The organism is Glycomyces algeriensis (assembly GCF_027622855.1).
GTDB lineage: Bacteria > Actinomycetota > Actinomycetes > Mycobacteriales > Micromonosporaceae > Glycomyces > Glycomyces algeriensis.
In genome coordinates, this window is record NZ_JAPZVR010000006.1 from 86,250 (window position 1) to 104,575 (window position 18,326).

Consider the following 18,326-nt stretch of genomic DNA (forward strand, 5'->3'; position numbering starts at 1 on the left):
GGATTCCGACATGCCCCCTTGGATCAATGCCGCCGCCGGACGGTTCCGCGTCGCGGTCGGCCGCAGACCGGGCAGTTGGGCCCTGCTCGCCGTGGTCGCAGTCGGATCGCTCATGATCGGGGCGCTCGTCGCGATCCCCGAACCGGAGGGTCGGATCCGGTTCCTGCCGGAGCCGCCGCCCACCACAGCGGAACCGGACCCCGAGACGGCCGCCGCGTCGATCATCCAGGAGTCCGGTCTCGCCGGCGAGTTCAGCTTCGTGCTCTACGACTCGGTCGAGCAGCGGTATCTGCTCAGCCACCGAGCCGACGAGACCCACAACACGATGTCCGTCTCCAAGATCATCATCGGCATCGGCGCGCTCGAACACGGGGTCGAACCGTCCCGAGTGGCCGAGATGATCTCCCGGAGCCACGACCCGATCGCCAATGAGCTGTGGGGCGTCGTGGGAGGCCCCGCGGTCATCGAGGAGCAGGCGGCGCTGATGGGGCTCGAGCACACCGTGCCCGCCGAGGACTGGGGACGCTGGGGCGATGTGCAGATCTCCGCCTCGGACGTGGTGCGCATGTACGAGTACGTCCTCAATGAACTGCCCGAGGACGACCGCGCCGTCATCGTCGACGCGATGGAGGCGACCACCGAGCTGGGCGCCGACGGCTACGACCAGACCTTCGGCATCCCTGACGCCGCCGGCGGCCTCGACTGGGCCGTCAAGCAGGGCTGGGGCTGCTGCAAGCCCGACCGCTTCCTCGTCTCGACCGGCACCGTCGGCGCCGACCACCGCTACATCCTGGCGGTCTTCGGCGCGTTCGACGAGACCCTGATCGACGAGGCGCAGTCCGGCGAGGAGATGACCACCGTGGCCGAGGCGGTCATCGCGGCCATCCCGGCCTGACCCCTTTCACGGACCCGGCTGCGGTGAAAGCGGGGCGTGAAAGCCGGGTGAGACCCATCTGAAAGCAGGGGCGCGCACGCTGGCGGCACAGGAAGCGAACCAGTGCAGCAGAGAGGCGCACCCCATGAGATACGCCATCGAAGTCCGGGGGCTGAAGAAGTCCTTCGGGGAGGTCCAGGCCCTCAGCGGCGTCGACTTCGCCGCGGCCCCCGGCACCGTGCTCGGGGTCCTCGGCCCCAACGGGGCCGGGAAGACCACCGCCGTCCGGGTCCTGTCCACGCTCACCAGGCCCGACGCCGGGACCGCCCGCGTGCTCGGCCTCGACGTGACCGCGCAGGCCGCCCAGGTGCGCGAGCGAATCGGCCTCACCGGGCAGTACGCCGGGCTCGACCCGAACCTCTCGGGCGAGCAGAACCTCGTGCTCGTGGCCCGGCTGCTCGGCGCGTCCCGCCGCCAGGCGAAGGCCCGCGCGAACGAGCTCATCGAGCGGTTCGACCTCGCCCACGCCGCGACGCGCGCCGCGAGCAAGTACTCCGGCGGCATGCGCCGCCGGCTCGACCTCGCCGCCTCGATCGTGCGGCGGCCCGAGGTCCTGTTCCTCGACGAGCCGACGACGGGCCTCGACCCCAAGAGCCGCAACGGGCTCTGGGAGGTCGTGCGCGACCTCGTGGCCTCCGGCACCACGGTCCTGCTCACCACCCAGTACCTGGAGGAGGCCGACCAGCTCGCCGACTCGATCGCCGTGATCGACACCGGGCGCGTCATCGCCTCGGGCACGCCATCGCAGCTCAAGCAGGCCGTGGGCGGCCAGGTCCTGCGCCTGTCCCCCACCCGCCCCGACGCGTCCGACCAGCTGGTCCAGCTCGCCGAATGGGCCGTGGGCGCGCAGGCCCGCGCCGAGGGCGGGGACGTCCTCGTCCCCGTCGCCCATGCGGGCGAGGCGCAGGCCGTGATGGCCCGCGTCTCCCAGGCCGGGGTCGACCTGGCCGGGTTCGGGCTCCACGAGCCGACCCTCGACGAGGTCTTCCTGCAGCTCACCGGGCACCGCACCCGCACCGACGAGACCACGAAGGAGCCGGTGGCATGAGCACCGACATGAACACTGCCGCAACCGAGACGCCGAGGCGCGCCGCGGGCGCCGAGACGACCTGGACGACCCGGCGCGGGGCGCTCGCGCAGTCCGCCACGATGGCGGCCCGCTCGCTCGCCTCGATCAAGCACGCGCCCGCCCAGCTCGTCGAGTTCTTCATGATCCCGCTGATGATCCTGCTGTCCGTCACGTTCTTCATGGGCGGCCAGATGATGGGCTCCTGGCAGGACTTCCTGCAGTACGCGGGGCCGACCATCATCGCGATGGGCCTGTTCTTCGCCATCACCTCGACCGGCCTGGGCCTGTTCGGCGACATCAAGGAAGGCGTGTTCGACCGCCTCACCGCCATGCCCGTGTCGCGGTTCGCGCTGCTCGCCGGGCGGGTCGCCGCCGACATGGTGAAGTACGCGTGGGCGCTGCTGGTCGTCGGCGGGGTCGCGTTCGCCATCGGCTACCGCTCCGGAGGCGGGGTCCTCGGCACGGCCGCCGCCGCCGGCGTCCTGCTCCTGTTCCTGTTCGCCGCCTCGTGGTCGATGGTCCTCGTGGGCCTCACCGCCAAGAGCGAGGAGCAGATCCAGACCTGGATGATCAGCCTGCTCATGCCGCTGGCCTACACCTCGACGGTGTTCGTGGAGCTCGACACGCTCCCCGGCGCGGTCCAGTGGTGGGCCGAGCTCAACCCGCTGACGGCCCTCGCCGACTCGATGCGGGTCTTCCTCGACGGCGGCGACCCGGGCGGCGAGGTGCTCGCGCTCCTAGGCTGGTGCGCGGCGCTCATCGCCGTGTTCGTGCCGCTGTCACTGCGGGCCTACCGCCGCAAGCTCACCGATTAGCTGCTGAACGGCCAGGTGCTCTGCTCGAGCATCGAGGCGGCCCGGGCCTCCAGGTCCGGGTCGCCCTGCTCCCGTGCGATGGACGCGAGCTGGCGGTACAGCTGCATGGTGACCTCCGAGAAGCTCTGGAACCGCGGCAGGTCCTGCTCGGCGTCGAGCAGTTCGCGCAGCGCCTCGTCTCCCTTCCCCATGCGGCGCAGGCAGATCGCCGCGGCGTTGCGGGCGGCGAGCGCGTTCTCGGCGTTGCCGATCCGCTCCGCCCGCTCCTGCTGCGCCCGCATCCGCTCGAGCATCGTCTCGGGGTCGTCCCCGTGCTCGGCGTCGATCCGCCACAGCTGGTCGGCGATCACCGAGTCGGACAGGTCCGCCCCGAACTCGGCTTCGGCCGCGATCGCCCGCACCAGCAGCTCGCGCGCGCCCGGGTAGTCCCCTGCCGCCATGCGGTCGGCCGCGAGGCCCTGCCAGGAGAGGATGAGCCCGAACCGGTCGCCCATCGACGCGAAGATCGCGTTCGACTCGGCCAGTTCGGCCGCCGCCGCGTCGGGCCGCCCGGACCGGTACGAGAACTCGGAGACGAACAGCAGGCCGATCCCCCGCACCCACGCGTGCTCCTCGGTGGTCAGCCTGTCCAGGATCTCGCGCATGCGCCCCCCGTCCCCGGCGATCATCGCCCGGATCATCGGGATCATCTGCAGCAGCGGTTCGACCGCGAAGAGCCCGTGCTCCTCACTGATGCGCTGCGCGGCCGCGAACTCGGCGTCGATCTCGACCGGGTCGATCCGGCCCGACCACAGGCCCCAGCTGCCGGCCATCGACACTTTCGCGCGATGCAGCGGGTCCGCGTCATCAGCGTCTACAGAGTCGGCCGAGTCGGCAGAGCCGAGCGGGATCGCCCGGACCTGCCGGGCCAGCTCCATGCCCTCCTCGCGGAAGCCGCGCATCCACCAGTACCAGGAGAGCGGCGCGATCGCGCGGTAGGCGACGCGGGCGTTCCCGGCCGCGACCATGCGGCGGATCGCCGCGAAGAGGTTCGCGTGCTCGGCCCCGAGCCGGTCGAGCCACTCGACCTGTTCGGCGCGCATGAGGTGCGGCTCGGCCTCCTCGGCGAGGGCCGCGTAGTGCTCGGCGTGCCGCTCGAAGCGCTCGGCGGTCTCCCCCGCCTCGGCGAGCCGCGCGGCGGCGTACTCGCGCACGGTCTCCAGCAGCCGGTACCGGCCGCCGGGCAGGCGCTGCACCAGCGACTTCTCGACCAGGCCCGTGATGTCGTCCGCGCTCGCGGAGCAGACCGCGCACGCGGCGGCGAGGTCGGCGCTGCCGCTGAAGACGGACATGCGGGCGAGCACGAGCCGCTCCCGCGGATCGAGGAGGTCCCAGCTCCAGTCGACCACCGCGCGCAGCGTCCGCTGGCGCGGCTCGGCCGTGCGCGGGCCCCGCCCGAGCAGGCCGAACCGGTCGTCGAGGCGCGCGGAGAGGTCCTCGATGCTCATGGCCCGCAGGCGGGCCGCCGCGAGCTCGATCGCGAGCGGCAGGCCGTCGAGCGCGGCGCAGACCTGCAGCACCGCGTCGGCGTTCGCCGCGTCGACCGCGAATCCCGGATCGCTCTGGCGGGCCCGCTCCTCGAACAGCGCGATGGCCGCGTGCGAGCGCAGGTCCGCGACCGAACCGGCGCGCTCGGGCAGCGGCAGAGGCCCGACGCCGAGCACGGCCTCCCCGGTGATGCCGAGCGCCTCGCGGCTCGTGGCGAGCACCCGCAGGCCCGGCACGCGGCCGAGCAGGTGCGCCAGCAGCTCGGCGGCGTCCTCGATCAGGTGCTCGCAGTTGTCCACCGCGAGCAGGAGGTCCCGGCCCCACAGGGCGTCGGTCAGGCGCGTCCGCGGGTCCTCGCTGCGGCGGGCGAGGATCGACTCGCCGAGGCCGATCGCATCGCCGAACACCTCGGGCAGGCGGCTCGGGTCGGCGACGGGCGCGAGCTCCACCAGGCGCACCTCGCGACCCTCGGCGACCAGCCGGTTCGCGGTCTCCACCGCGAGGCGGGTCTTGCCGGTACCGCCTGGGCCGGTCAAGGTCACGAGCCGGTTCGCTTCGAGCAGACCGGTCACCGCCGCGATCTCGGACTCGCGCCCGATGCACGCGGTGAGCGGCTCGGGCAGGCGGTGCTGCTTGGGCCGGGCCGCCTGCGGTGGCGCTTCGCGCAGCACGTCGAGGTGCGCTTCGCGGAGCACCGCGGAGGGGTCGACGCCGAGCTCGTCGGCGAGGCGCTCCCGCACGGCGCCGAAGACGGCGAGGGCTTCGGCGCGGCGGCCCGCGGCGGCCAGCGCCCGCATGTACCGGGCGGCGTCGGGTTCGTTGAGCACGTCCGCGCCGTGGCGGGCGGCGAGTTCGGCGAGGACCGCGTCGGCGCCTTCGAGGCGCAGCCGGGCGTCGAGGTGCAGGGCGGCGACGGTGTCGCGGCGCATGGCGAGCCGAGTGCGGGCGGTCTCGGCGAAGGCGTACCCGTCGAGGTCGGCGAGCGCGGTGCCGCGCCAGAGCGCGAGGGCGGCTTCGGCGCTGTCGCGGGCGGCGGCGGGCCGGTCCTCTCTGGAGGCCGCTTCGGTGCCGGCGGCGAATCGCTCGAAGGCGTCGATGTCGGTGTCGGCGGCGAGCCGGTAGCCGCCGGGGCCGCTTTCGAGGCGGTCGCCGAGGAGGCCGCGCAGTCGCGACAGCTGGGTGTGGAGGGCGCCGCCGGCGTTGGCGGGCGGGTCCTCGGGCCAGACGGCGCCGATGAGTGCGGCGGCGGTGACGGCGCCGCCTTCGAGTGCGAGGCGGGCGAGGAGGGCGCGCTGGCGTCCGGCGGGGACCGGGACCTCGGTCCCGTCCTCGCCGAGCACTCGCAGCGGTCCCAGCAGCTCCACTCGCATGCGGTCTATCTTGCCGCCCTGGCGGGGGCGCGGGCGACCCGGTCGGCAATGGGCCGCGTGGACTCCCTAATGGAATCTGCTACTTGCATGAACAGGTTGTCACGGCATATCAGTGCTTTTCTGTCAAGTTCCCGACTGATCGAACATACGGCGCGATCGCGCACGTACTGTCGTTCCCAAAACCCCGAAACGGTACGACCCCATGTGAGGTGCGGTGTCCGCCATGGCGATCAGTCTCGATCACAAACACGATGCTCTGCCCCGCACTGCCGAGTCTCGCGACCCGGAAGGAGAGCCCCCCATGAGCCCTGGCCCCGCCGGCGCGCACATCGCCGGCTACTGCGTCGAGTTCCGGCTCGAGACCCGGGACAACGGGACCCGGGTCCTCCTCGCCCACGACCCCGACGGCGTGGCCGCCGCCGTCGCCACGATCGTGGCGGCCGACCTGCTCCAGGTCGCGACCGCGATCGTGCGCGACCGGCCCGGCTACGAGCCCGGCGGTCGGCCCGACCACGGCCTCAAGATCATCGCGGACAGCACTGCGGAGGTCGGGGCGCTGGCCTACTTCGGTCCGGGCGGCGAGGACTACGGTCCGGGCGCCTGGGTCACCTACTCGAGCGAGCTGCAGGCCCCGCACCTGCGGCTCTACCGGGACATGGACGCGGCGAGCACGTTCCCGCCCGATGCGCACATCGCGTTGAGCACGCTGGCGCGCGCGGTGGAGGACTTCCGGGCGACGGGCGGCCTGCGCCCGTCCGGCTGCATGTGGCGGCCCAGCACGGTGTGGTGACGCCGGTGTGGCGAGGGCCCTTGTGGCATTGACCGCCTGGCGGGAACGCGGCCCGGTACCGAGCCCGCCTCTGGATAGTCTTTGCTGTCATGAGCACCAGTGACGCCGTGACCGTGCGTTTCGCACGGGTCGGGGACGCGCCTGCGGCCAGCGCGATCCTCGACCACTACATCGCCGAGTCGACCAGCAACTTCCGCACGGAGCCGTACGCGCCCGGGGAGTGGGCGGAGCAGTTCGCGGCGAATGCGGACCGCTTCCCCTACCTCGTCGCGGAGTCCGGCGGGGCCGTGGCCGGGCTGGCGTACGCGAGCACGTGGCGGCCGAAGCAGGCGTACGCGTGGACCGCCGAGTCGACGGTGTACGTCTCGCCCGACCACCAGGGTCGGGGCGTCGGCTCGCTCCTGTACGGGGAGCTGCTCAAACAGCTTGAGCAGCAAGGGTTCCGCAGTGTGATGGCACAGATCTCGCAGCCGAACCCGGGCAGCGAGGCGCTGCACGCCCGCTTCGGTTTCGAGCTGCTGGGCAGCATCCGCGATGCCGGGTTCAAGCACGGTTCCTGGGTCGGCGTCGGCATCTGGCAGAAGATCCTGGCCGAGCCGGAGCACCCGCCCGCGCCGACGGCGCCGACGGCCCGCTGATCCCCTGTCCGGCGAGTGGCGCTGCGGTTCCAATGAACCTCTAATCGTTCTCGCGTGGAATACAGAGGCCCCGTCCCTAATCTTTGGCGCAGGGGAAAGAAGAAGAAACCTCCTGAGGGGTGACGAGCCGCAAGGCGAGTCGAATCCAATTGATGGGTGTGGGGTAGTGATCGGGCCCGGAGCGAAAGCTCCGGGCCCGATTGCATTGCCTTGCTTTAATACTTGCGCTTAGCGAACGCCGTAGAGGTGCTCGAGGGCGAGCTGGTCGAGGTGCTCGAAGGCCATGCCCTTAGCGGCGAGGCCTTCGACGTCGACCTTGACGTCCTTGAGGTCGGCCCAGGTCTCGCCTTCGGCGAGGGTGGGGGTCGCGAGCTCGGCGACGCGGGCGGCCGCGAGGGCCTCCTGCACCTCGGGGTCGGCGCGGAAGGCGCGGACCTTGGCCTGCAGGATCTTGTAGTTGCGCATGCAGGCGGCGGCCGAGACCCACACGCCGTTGTCGTCTTCGACGCGCGGGGGCTTGTAGTCGAAGTGGATCGGGCCGGTGTACTGGCCCTTGGCGATGCCCTCTTCGACGGCGTCGACGACCCAGAAGGCCCCGCCGACGTTGCCGGCGCCGAAGCGCAGGTCCTGGTCGAAGCGCGGACCGGTCTGGCCGTTGAGGTCGATGTGGTAGAGCTTGCCGTGCCACAGGGCCTGGCGGATGCCGGCGGCGAAGTCGAGGCCGGCCATCTCCTCGTGCCCGATCTCGGGGTTGATGCCGACCAGTTCGGGGCGCTCGAGCTCGTTGATGAACGCGAGGGCGTGGCCGAGGGTCGGCAGCAGGATGTTGCCGCGGGGCTCGTTCGGCTTGGGCTCGATGGCGAAGCGCAGGTCGTAGCCCTGCTCGGTGACGTAGTCGCCGAGGGTGTCGAAGGCTTCCTTCATACGGGCCATGGCGGACTGGACGTCCTTGGAGCCGCCGAACTCGGCGCCTTCGCGGCCGCCCCAGGCGACGTAGATCTCGGCGCCGAGTTCGGCGGCGAGGTCGATGTTGCGCATGACCTTGCTGATGGCGAAGCGGCGCACGTCGCGGTCGTTGTGGGTGAAGCCGCCGTCTTTGAAGATCGGGTGGCTGAAGAGGTTGGTGGTCGCGGTGGTGACCTTGAGGCCGGTCTCGTCGAGGGCCTTGCGGAACGCGCCGACCTTGGCGTCGCGCTCGGCTTCGGAGTCGTCGAAGCCGAACACGTCGTTGTCGTGGAAGTTGACGCCGTAGGCGCCGAGCTCGGCGAGCTTGCGCACGGCGCGGTCGGCGGCCATGGCGTCGCGGGTGGCCGAGCCGAAGACGTCCTGAGCCGCCCAGCCGACCGTCCAGATGCCGAAGGAGAACTTGTCCTCAGGCACCGGTGCGTATTTGTCGGTCATGATCGATCCTTTTCTCATTGGTGTGCGGCCCAGGACGAGGTCTCGTCCCGGAGGCTCGCGTACTGCTCGACGATGTTTCTGAACGACCCGGGCGTGGCGGCGTCGCCGGTCAACCGCGCGGTGTCGCCTGTCTTCCACTGCGGCGGGGTCTGGGCGCCGCTGAGGGCCCATGCCGCCTGCTTGGCGGCCCCGAGGGCCACGTACTCGGCCGAGGGCGGGACCTCGACGTCGACGCCGAAGACGCTCGGGGCGATGCGGCGCACGGCCTCGGAGGCGGACGCGCCGCCGATGAGGAGGACGCGCTTCGCCGTCAGCCCTTGGGCGGCCATGGCGGCGAGGCCGTCGGCCTGGGCCGAGAGCATGCCTTCGACGGCGGCGCGGGCGAGGTCCTCGCGGGTCGCGCCCGTCGTGAGCCCGTTGATGACCCCGGTCGCGTTGGGGCGCTTGGGGGTCCGTTCGCCGTCGAGGTACGGCAGGAGGGTGAGGCCTCCGGCGCCGGGCTCGGCGGCGAGCGCGAGAGCGTCGAACTCCTCGTGGGTCACACCGAGGAGGGTACGGAAGGTGTCGAGGACGCGGGCGGCGTTCAGGGTGCAGACGAGCGGCAGGAACCGGCCGGTGGCGTCGCTGAAGCCGGCCACGAGCCCGGAGGCGTCGGCGGCGGGGACGTCGGAGACGCCGAAGACGGTGCCCGAGGTGCCGAGCGAAACGGCCACGTCGCCGGGGCCGAGGCCCAGGCCGAGGGCGGCGCCGGCGTTGTCGCCGGTGCCGGGTGCGACCGCGGCGCCGGAGGCGGTGCGGCCGACGACCTCGTTCGGGGCGGCGACGCGCGGGAGCGCGAGGTCGCGGCCGAAGGCCTGGACGAGCCGGTCCCGCACGTAGCCGCCCGTGGCGGGCGACCAGTAGCCGGTGCCGGAGGCGTCCGAGCGGTCGGTGGTCGCGTCGGCGGCGGTGGCCCCGCGGAGCTTCATGGTGAGCCAGTCGTGCGGCAGCATCACCGAAACAGTTTTCGCCGCGTTTTCAGGCTCGTTCTCGGCGAGCCAGGCGAGTTTCGTGGCGGTGAAGGAGGCCGCGAGGACGAGTCCGGTGTCGCCGGCCCAGGCCTCGGGGCCGCCGTGCTCGGCGGTGAGCCGCTCGGCCTGCGGGGCCGAGCGGGTGTCGTTCCACAGCAGCGCCGGGCGCACGACCTGGTCGTTCGCGTCGAGGACGACCATGCCGTGCTGCTGCCCGGCGACGGCCACGGCCTCGGCGCGGTCCAGCAGGCCCTTTCCGGCCTCCTGGAGCGCCTCCCACCAGGCTTCGGGCGGGCACTCGGTCCCATCCGGGTGGGAGGCGCGACCGGAGTCGACGATCTCGCCGGTCTCGGCTTCGACCAACAACACTTTCGTCGACTGCGTCGATGAGTCGACTCCGGCCACCAGGGTCATCTAGGTACGCTCCAGCTCCACGTTCGCGGGCTTGCCCGCAACATCTACGACACTCACATTAGCGATATCGGCCGGCCCTGTCGACACCAGGGTCACAACAGTTTCTGAAACTGTTTCAATCTCAACCGTGGTGTCGCCGTCGACGTCGCTGATCACGATGCCGCGGTCGGGGGTGCCCCACACCTCGAGCGTGATGTCCGCGAACGCGCCGTCGGCGATCTGCACGTCGGCGGCGATGCGCGGGATGATCGCGCCGTAGCGCACGAACACCGGGAAGGTCTCCAGGGTGTGCTTCGTGTCGATGTAGCGACCGCCCTCGTGGACCTCCTTGGTCCAGAAGTCGATCCACCGGCCCTCGGGCAGGTACACCTTGCGCTCGCCCGACGGGTCGTTCACCGGCGCGACGAGGAGGTCCTTGCCGAAGCGGTACTCCTGGTCGGCGTTCCACGCCACCGGGTCCGAGGGGTTGTCCACATTGAGCGCGCGCAGCACCGGCTCGCCGGTGCGCGAGGCGTGCACGGCCGCCGAGTAGATGTACGGCATGAGCGAGTACCGCAGCCGCAGCGACTCCACCGCGAGGCGCTCGGCCTCCGCGGAGAACTCCCACAGCTCGCGGGTCGTGGTGCCGTGGTAGCGCAGCAGCGGCGAGAGCGCGCCGAACTGGGCCCAGCGGATGTACAGATCGTCGTGGGGCGTGCCGTTGAAGCCGCCGGTGTCGTGCGACCAGAACGGGACGCCTGACAGGCCGTGCGAGAGGCCGCCGCGGATGGTGCCGCCCAGGCCCGCCCAGGTGGTCTGGACGTCGCCCGACCACTGCGCGGAGTGGCGCTGCCCGCCGAGGAACGACGAACGCGCCCACACCAGCTCGTGGCCGTTGACCTCGCGGGTCACCTCGACCACCGCGTCGTTGTAGAGCAGGGTGTACACGTTGTGCAGCTCGGTGCCGCTCATGCCGTTGTGCGCCACCGCGTCAGCGGGCACGCCCTCCGCGAAGTCCGTCTTGTACAGGGCAGCGCCGGCCTGCAGCGGGCCGCGCAGCAGGTCCTTCCACCACGCGACCGCGTCGGGGTTGGTGAAGTCGACGATGCCGCTGGCCTGGTGCGAGCCGTGCCAGACGTCCGCCACGTAGGTCTCGCCCTTGGCGTTCTTCAGGAAGTAGCCGCGCTCGTCGCCCTCGGCGAAGACCGGTGACAGGGCCGAGATGTAGGAGTTCATCCACAGGCAGACCTTGAAGCCCTGCTCGGCCAGCTCGGCGAGCATCCGCTCCGGGTTCGGGAAGTTCTCGCGGTCCCACTGCATGTCGGACCAGTGCGGCTCGTGCTGCCAGAACGTGTCCAGGTGGAGCACGTCGCACGGGATGCCGCGCTCGCGGATCTTCTTGGCCCGCTCCATGACCCGCTCCTCGGAGTCCACGAAGAAGCCCGAGGAGATCCAGGTGCCGAAGGCCCACTTCGGGGGCAGCGACGGGCGGGAGGTGAGGCCGTCGAACCGGTCGAGGACCTCGACCGGGGTCCCGCCGAGCACGAAGTACTCGAGGGCGTCGTCGGGCACGATGAACTCGACGGCCGCGTGGGTCTGCTGGGCCATGTCGAACTCGACGGGCGCGCCGGAGTTGACGACGATCCCGTAGCCGCGGTCCGAGACGTAGATCGGGGCGTTCTTGTACATGCGGATCGACTCGGAGCCGAACGCGTCGAAGTTCCACATCAGCGGGCGCTGGCCGCGGGCGTTCAGCGGCGCGAACCGCTCGCCGAACCCGGCGAAGGCCTCGTCGGGCGCGGCGGTGAACGACTCGTGGAACGCGACCGGCTGGCCGTCCACGAGGGACCGGCCGAACGGCAGCGTGCGCAGGCGCCCGGAGATGTCCTCCTCGCCCGCGTTCTGGGCCACGAGGGTCTTCCCGGCGGCGTCGGTGTACCGCAGCGACCAGGTCTCCAGGGTGGCGACGGCGCGGACGGAGCCGGCGTCGACGACCACGGTGCCGTCCTCGACCGAGACCTTCGCGTCGGCGTAGGCGCCGGCGTGGACCAGCTCGATGATCTTCTCGACGGAGGGGCGGGCGGCCGGGTCGGCCGAGAGGCGGGCGCGCACGACGCCCTCGGCGACGGCGCTGATGCCGATGTACAGCTCCTCCCCCGCGCTCGTCTGGGCCTTCAGGAGCACGGAGGCGGGGCCGGTCTCGGCGACTTCGGCGCTCGTGACGGCCGACAGACCCTGCTCGCCGTTGGCTCGCTGGGGAAGCTCCGGGGGGTCGGCGACGAAGAACTCGCGGGCGACCAGCGGCGGGCGATAAGGCATTCGATGCTCCTGCCTGTTGAGGGTATGTACGACAGTGCGAGCCGGGTGGGGCGGCACGACGTTCATTAGTTTATCGACTATCCGAACAAATTGCGACCGGGGGCGTCGAGATTCCGCGGGACGCTTTCGCCAGGCGCCCTGAGCGCCCCGCGGCGCACCCGGCGCCGCCCGGTGCGCCGAGTCGCCCACACCGCGGGCGCGGGAAAGCTACCCTGGGCGGTGCGACCGCCCGAAAGCTAACGTCGCGCACCGCGTTCCAGAGCCCAGTCCGATGCGAGGTACCGAGATGTCCACCGTCCGCTCCAGCCTTTCCGACGAGAACCGCGAGACCACCGCGAAAGCCCTCCAGGGGGCGCTCGTCGACCTCATCGACCTCTCACTCATCGGCAAGCAGGCGCACTGGAACGTCTACGGCAAGAACTTCCGCTCGCTCCACCTGCAGCTCGACGAGATCGTCGTGTCGGCCCGCAACGCCACCGACCTCGTCGCCGAACGCGCCATCGCCATCGGCGTCAGCGCCGACGGGCGAGCGGCCACGGTCGCTGAGACCTCCTCCGTGCCCAAGATCCACGACGGCCAGATCAGCGACAACGAGGTCGTCTCGCTGTTCATCGAGGCCTACACCGCGATCATCGCCAATATGCGCGAGCGCATCGAGGTCACCGAGTCCGCCGACCCGGTCACCCAGGACCTCCTCATCGGCGTCACCGCCGAACTCGAGAAGCAGAGCTGGATGTTCCAGGCCGAACTCGGCTGAAAGGCACCGCCGACGCGCGGCCGGGGCCGGGCGGAGCGACTGGTGAGCACGGCTTCGTCGCGCTCACAGATCAGCCGCTCCACCCGGCCCCGGCCTGTGCGAAGCGATCGGTCTAGGCGGGTGTGCAGGTCACCGTGGGCACCGACGCGGTCGAGCCGTCGGCCTTGGTGATGTTGAACCCGAACGTGGTCGACTGGCCCGCCGCGAGCGTCCCGTTGTAGGGCGCGTTCGCGCCGCTCACGCTCGCACCCGTCAGCGTCCCGGTCACGCTCCAGGCGTTGGAGATCCGCTCCGAGCCCGGCCAGGTCCAGGTCACCTTCCAGCCGCTCAGTGCCTGGTTGGCCTTGACGGTGGCCGAGTACGTCGCGCCGGTGTTCCACGGACTCGAGACGCTCAGGGTCGCGGTGCATCCCGAGCCGGTGGGCGGCGGCGAGGTGGTGGTCGCCGGGTCCGAGGTGGCCGGGGTGGTGGTCGGATTGCCGGTGCCGTCGCCGCCGAGGGCGTTCAGCACCGCGGTGTAGGCGGGCTTCTTGGAGTAGTCGTCGGCGTAGAGCAGCGGCGCGCCGGTGCCGGGGAAGGTGCCGGGCACCCACGAGTCGGCGTCGCGCAGGCCCCACACGGTGACGCCGGAGCAGTCGGCGAGCTCGGCGCAGATCTCGACCACGCGCTGATAGTCGTTCGCCTGCTGCTGCAGCTCGGCGCTGTCGGCCGGCAGGTTGATGCGGATGTCGAGCTCGGTGATGCGGACCTTCAGGCCGAGGTCCACGAAGCGCTGGAGGTTCGCCTCCATGGTGGAGGGCACCTGGCCGAGGATGAGGTGCGCCTGGAAGCCGACGCCGTCCAGGATGTTCTGCGACTTCAGGCCCTGGGCGATCCGGTAGACCGTGTCGGACTTGGCGTTGATGCCGTCGATCGAGTAGTCGTTGATGTAGAGGTCGGCGTTCGGGTCGGCCGCGCGGGCGGTCTGGAAGGCGGTGGTGATGTACCCCTCGCCCATGGTGCGCAGCCAGAACGAGTCGCGCATGGCGCCGTTGTTGTCGCTGACGACCTCGTTCACGACGTCCCAGGAGTCGACCCGGCCCTCGTAGCGGTTCGCCACCGTGTTGATGTGGTCGACCATGGCGGTGCGCATGGACGTCGCGTTCAGGCTCTGCACCCAGGACGGGGTCTGCTGGTGCCAGACGAAGGTGTGCCCGTGCACGGTCTGGTTGTTGTCCTCGGCGAAGTCCACGATCGAGTCGGCCTGGGAGAACGTGTAGTTGCCGTCCGACGGCTCCGTGGCGTCCCACTTCATGGCGTTCTCGGCGGTCAGGGAGTTGAACTCGCTGGCCACGATGTCGCGGTACTGCGCGTTGCTCTGGAGCCGGTTGGCGTCCACCGCGACGCCGATGTCCTTGCCGATGGCGTCGGCGGCGCCGCGCAGCGTGGTCTGGGCGCTCGCGAACTGGGTCGAGAGCCCGATGCCGAGGGCCGCGGTCGCGACGGTGACGGCCCCCGCGATCACCGCCCGACGGCGTTGACGGGTAAGCAGCACAGATATCTCCTCAAGGTGGTGCCGCGCCGTGAGGGAACGAGGCTGTTCAAAGGGTGGTCCGCGCCGGAGCGAAGCGCTCCCAGCGGGGTGAGGCCCAGCCTAGCGAATGCATAGATGTTGGTCAATGCTCGAGCGGCCGTTTCAACGCCGCCCGCCGCGCGAGGGCCCCACCGGCGGCGCACCGGCGGAACACCGGCGGGAGTCGGGCGACGGCCGCGCGAGGGAACCCGCGAGAACGCGAGGAGCCATACCATTCCAAGATGGAAACCACCCCCTCGAAACCCGTCTACCAGCGCCCGATGCCGTGGCAGATCACCGTCGCACTCGTGCTCATCGGCCTCGACGTTCTGTTCACCGCCGCGACGGCGGTGCTGGCGTTCTCACCTTTGGCAGCACTGTGGACTCTCATCTGGGTCGCACTCGGCGTATGCATCGCCGCACGCCTGAACAGGGCCCGGAACCTCGCGCTGGCGTTCAACCTCCTCAGCATCGTGATCGCCATCATGCTCACCGTGGTACTCGCCGCCGTCGGGACGATCGCCGTGCTGACGGCCGCGAGCGGCGCGTTCTCGCTCGGCATGATCTTCCTGCTCGGCAGCGAGGCGTCCAAGGCCTACACCTACAAGGTCGGCCCGAGGTCGTACCAGGACTGACGAAGGGCGAGCCGGATCGCTCCGGCCCGCCCTCGCAAAATCCTATAGGATATATCCTATAGGGCTACTTGGCGACGATCGAGACCATCTTGCCCGCCACCACGATGACCTTCTTGACGTCCTTGCCCGCCAGGTTCGCGGCGACCTTCTCCTCGGCCAGCGCGGCGGCCTTCACGGCCTCCTCGTCGGCGCCCGCGGCGACCTCGATGCGGCCGCGCACCTTGCCGTTGATCTGCACCGGGTAGGTGACGGTGTCCTCGACCAGGTGGCGCTCGTCCGCGACCGGGAAGTCCACATAGGCGATGCCGCCCTCGTGGCCCAGGCGCTCCCACAGCTCCTCGGCGATGTGCGGGGCGACCGGCGCGACCATGGCGACCAGGGCCTCGGCGGCCTCGCGCGGGACCGGGTTCAGGCCGGTCAGGTGGTTGTTCAGCGTGATCAGCTTGGCGACGGCGGTGTTCATGCGCAGGTGCTCGTAGTCCTCGCGGACGCCGGCGATGGCCTTGTGCAGTTCCCGCATCGTGGCCGGTTCGGGCGCCTCGTCGCCGACGGTGACCTCGCCGGTCTCCTCGTCGACGATGTTGCGCCACAGGCGCTGCAGGAACCGCTGGGAGCCGACGATGGCGCGGGTCTCCCAGGGCTTGGACTCGGCCAGCGGGCCCATGGACATCTCGTAGACGCGGAAGGTGTCCGCGCCGTACTCGGCGCAGATGCCGTCGGGGGTGACGACGTTCTTCAGGGACTTGCCGATCTTGCCGTACTCGCGGTTGACCTTCTGCCCGTTGTGGAAGTACTCGCCGTCGACCTCTTCGACCTCTTCGGCCGGGACGTAGACGCCGCGGTCGTCGGTGTAGGCGTAGGCCTGGATGTAGCCCTGGTTGAACAGGCGGCGGAACGGCTCGCGGCTGGAGACGTGGCCCAGGTCGAACAGGACCTTCTGCCAGAAGCGGGCGTACAGCAGGTGCAGGACGGCGTGCTCGACGCCGCCGATGTACAGGTCGACGCCGCCGACGTCCTCGGCGTCCTGCGGGCCCATCCAGTAGGACTCGTTGGCGGGCTCGGTCAGCTTCGCGGCCGACTTGGGGTCGGTGTAGCGCAGCTCGTACCAGGAGGACCCGGCCCAGTTGGGCATGGTGTTCAGTTCGCGGGTGTAGGTCTTGGGCCCGTCGCCCAGGTCCAGTTCGACCTCGACCCAGTCCTTGGCGCGGCCCAGGGGCGGCTCGGGGGCGGAGTCGGCGTCCTCGGGGTCGAAGGTCTTGGGCGAGAAGTCGTCCAGTTGGGGCAGTTCGACCGGCAGGTGCTCCTCGCTCAGGGCGACGGGCAGGCCGGTCTCGTCGTAGACGATCGGGAAGGGCTCGCCCCAGTAGCGCTGGCGGCTGAACAGCCAGTCGCGCAGGCGGAACGTGGTGGCGCCTTCGCCGCGGCCGTGCTCGGCCAGCCATTCGATCATGCGGGCCTTGGCCTCGGCGACGCGCAGGCCGTCCAGGAAGCCGGAGTTGACGGCGGTGCCGTCGGCGGTGAAGGCGCTCTCGCGGTCCCACGCTCCCTCGCCGGCGACGACCTGGACGATCGGGATGCCGAAGGCCTGGGCGAACGCGAAGTCGCGCTCGTCGTGGGCGGGCACGGCCATGATCGCGCCGGTGCCGTAGCCGGCCAGCACGTAGTCGGCGATGAAGACGGGCACGTTCTCGCCGTTGACGGGGTTCGTGGCGTAGCCGCCGGTGAAGACGCCGGTCTTCTCCTTGGCGTCGGCCTGGCGCTCCACGTCGGTCTTGGCGGCGGCCTGGGCGCGGTAGGCGGCGATCGCCCCGGCCGGGGTGTCGTGGCCGCCGGTCCAGGAGTCGGGGACGCCGGCGGGCCAGGACTCGGCGGTCAGGGACTCGACCAGGGGGTGCTCGGGGGCCAGGACCATGTAGGTGGCGCCGAACAGGGTGTCGGGGCGGGTGGTGAAGACGCGGATGTCCCCGGCGTAGGTGCCGAAGTCCACGTAGGCGCCGATCGACTTGCCGATCCAGTTGCGCTGCATCGACTTCAGGGACTCGGTCCAGTCCAGTCCGTCCAGGTCGCCCAGCAGCCGGTCGGCGTAGGCGGTGATGCGCATCATCCACTGCTTCAGGGTGCGCGTGTAGACCGGGAAGTTGCCGCGCTCAGAGCGGCCCTCGGAGGTGACCTCCTCGTTGGACAGCACGGTGCCCAGGCCGGGGCACCAGTTCACGGGGGCCTCGGTGACGTAGGCCAGGCGGTGGCCGTCGATGACGGCGCGTCGCTCGACCGCGCCCAGTTCGGACCACGGGCGGCCGTCGGGGGTCTCGCGCTCACCGGACTCGAACGCGGCGACCAGCTCGTCGATCGGGCGGGCCCGGTCGGCCTCGGTGTCGTACCAGGAGTTGAAGATCTGCAGGAAGATCCACTGCGTCCACTTGAAGTAGTCCGGGTCGGTGGTGGCGAACTCGCGGCGCTTGTCGTAGCCCATGCCCAGGATGCGCAGCTGCTCGCGGTACCGCTCGATGTTCTCGGCGGTGATCTCGGCGGGCTGGCGGCCGGTGGCGATCGCGTACTGCTCGGTGGGCAGGCCGAACGCGTCGAAGCCCAGCGGGTGCAGCACGTTGTACCCGGCCATGCGCAGGTAGCGCGAGTACGCGTCGGTGGCGATGTAGCCCAGCGGGTGGCCCACGTGCAGCCCCGCCCCGGAGGGGTAGGGGAACATGTCCATCACGAACTTCTTGGGCGCCCCGGCGCGCGGGTGGCCCGGCTCGGCCAGGTCCCCGGTCGGGTTGGGGGCGCGGAAGGTCTGCTCGGCGTCCCAGCGCTCCTGCCAGCGCGGTTCGATCCGGTTGGCCAGTTCGGCGTCGTAGCGGTGTGCGGGTTCGGTCATGACTCGTCCTGTGGTCCTGTGGTGGCTCTGGGTTCGGGCTGCGGGTTCCGGTAGACCCGTCTCGGCGGGTTCGCGGGCCGTAAATTTGCGCAGACAGCAAAAAACCCCTGGCATGCAGGGGTGGCCGTGTCGGTTCTCTCCAACACGGCTATCTAAGGAGCGCGAATCGCCGGGACATGCGTTCAGTGTAGCGGAGGGCCCCTGGGGCGGCGCGTGACATTGGTGCTGGGCGCGTCCGAGT

General features: G+C 70.8%; 13 protein-coding genes. 7 read left to right on the plus strand and 6 right to left on the minus strand.

Translation table 11 applies throughout. From position 1 onward, the window contains the following. Positions 1–10: 10 nt before the first annotated feature. From O2L52_RS13055 to O2L52_RS13065, 3 genes are all read left to right on the plus strand, one after another. The gene (locus tag O2L52_RS13055) at positions 11–895 is read left to right on the plus strand and encodes a hypothetical protein (protein WP_270115966.1); all 885 of its coding nucleotides are present in this window, start codon (positions 11–13) and stop codon (positions 893–895) included. Between the two features lie 124 nt (positions 896–1,019). After that, positions 1,020–1,982, plus strand: a complete 963-nt coding sequence (locus tag O2L52_RS13060) for an ATP-binding cassette domain-containing protein (RefSeq protein WP_270115968.1) — start codon at positions 1,020–1,022, stop codon at positions 1,980–1,982. Continuing rightward, a complete protein-coding gene (locus O2L52_RS13065) occupies positions 1,979–2,818 on the plus strand; it encodes an ABC transporter permease (protein ID WP_270115969.1) in 840 nt (279 codons plus the stop codon). Before O2L52_RS13060 ends, O2L52_RS13065 begins: the two co-directional genes overlap by 4 nt. Here O2L52_RS13065 and O2L52_RS13070 read toward each other — a convergent pair. Further along, entirely contained in the window at positions 2,815–5,715 is a 2,901-nt protein-coding gene (locus tag O2L52_RS13070; RefSeq protein WP_270115970.1) for a BTAD domain-containing putative transcriptional regulator, read from the minus strand. The two genes, O2L52_RS13065 and O2L52_RS13070, sit on opposite strands and share 4 nt — an antisense overlap. 301 nt (positions 5,716–6,016) lie before the next feature. On the opposite strand from O2L52_RS13070, the gene O2L52_RS13075 reads away from it, so the two are divergent. Then, a complete protein-coding gene (locus O2L52_RS13075; protein WP_270115971.1) occupies positions 6,017–6,505 on the plus strand; it encodes an Imm1 family immunity protein in 489 nt (162 codons plus the stop codon). Between the two features lie 89 nt (positions 6,506–6,594). Beyond that, on the plus strand, positions 6,595–7,143 hold the full coding sequence (locus O2L52_RS13080) for a GNAT family N-acetyltransferase (protein WP_270115973.1): 549 nt from the start codon (positions 6,595–6,597) through the stop codon (positions 7,141–7,143). A 228-nt stretch (positions 7,144–7,371) separates the two neighbouring features. On the opposite strand, the gene xylA is transcribed toward O2L52_RS13080, so the two are convergent. Genes xylA through O2L52_RS13095 form a run of 3 tightly spaced genes read right to left on the minus strand, consistent with a single transcriptional unit; the run spans position 7,372 to position 12,266 of the window. After that, positions 7,372–8,544, minus strand: a complete 1,173-nt coding sequence (xylA, locus tag O2L52_RS13085; RefSeq protein WP_270115974.1) for a xylose isomerase — start codon at positions 8,542–8,544, stop codon at positions 7,372–7,374. A 14-nt stretch (positions 8,545–8,558) separates the two neighbouring features. Next, the gene (gene xylB, locus O2L52_RS13090; RefSeq protein ID WP_270115975.1) at positions 8,559–9,968 is read right to left on the minus strand and encodes a xylulokinase; all 1,410 of its coding nucleotides are present in this window, start codon (positions 9,966–9,968) and stop codon (positions 8,559–8,561) included. Continuing rightward, entirely contained in the window at positions 9,969–12,266 is a 2,298-nt protein-coding gene (locus O2L52_RS13095; protein WP_270115977.1) for a TIM-barrel domain-containing protein, read from the minus strand. It abuts the gene before it with no gap. A gap of 286 nt (positions 12,267–12,552) precedes the next feature. Between O2L52_RS13095 and O2L52_RS13100 the strand changes: the two genes are divergently transcribed. Further along, positions 12,553–13,023 (plus strand): Dps family protein, encoded by a 471-nt coding sequence (locus O2L52_RS13100; protein ID WP_270115979.1) that lies wholly within the window; start codon positions 12,553–12,555, stop codon positions 13,021–13,023. A gap of 112 nt (positions 13,024–13,135) precedes the next feature. On the opposite strand, the gene O2L52_RS13105 is transcribed toward O2L52_RS13100, so the two are convergent. Then, positions 13,136–14,557 carry an endo-1,4-beta-xylanase gene (locus tag O2L52_RS13105; protein ID WP_270115980.1) on the minus strand — a complete coding sequence of 474 codons (1,422 nt, stop codon included), beginning with the start codon at positions 14,555–14,557 and terminating at the stop codon, positions 13,136–13,138. Between the two features lie 260 nt (positions 14,558–14,817). Between O2L52_RS13105 and O2L52_RS13110 the strand changes: the two genes are divergently transcribed. After that, positions 14,818–15,210 carry a hypothetical protein gene (locus O2L52_RS13110; protein WP_270115981.1) on the plus strand — a complete coding sequence of 131 codons (393 nt, stop codon included), beginning with the start codon at positions 14,818–14,820 and terminating at the stop codon, positions 15,208–15,210. Positions 15,211–15,274: 64 nt separating this feature from the next. Here the strand turns inward: O2L52_RS13110 and leuS are convergent, their stop codons facing one another. Continuing rightward, positions 15,275–18,085 carry a leucine--tRNA ligase gene (gene leuS / locus O2L52_RS13115; protein ID WP_270115982.1) on the minus strand — a complete coding sequence of 937 codons (2,811 nt, stop codon included), beginning with the start codon at positions 18,083–18,085 and terminating at the stop codon, positions 15,275–15,277. Between the last annotated feature and the right edge of the window lie 241 nt (positions 18,086–18,326).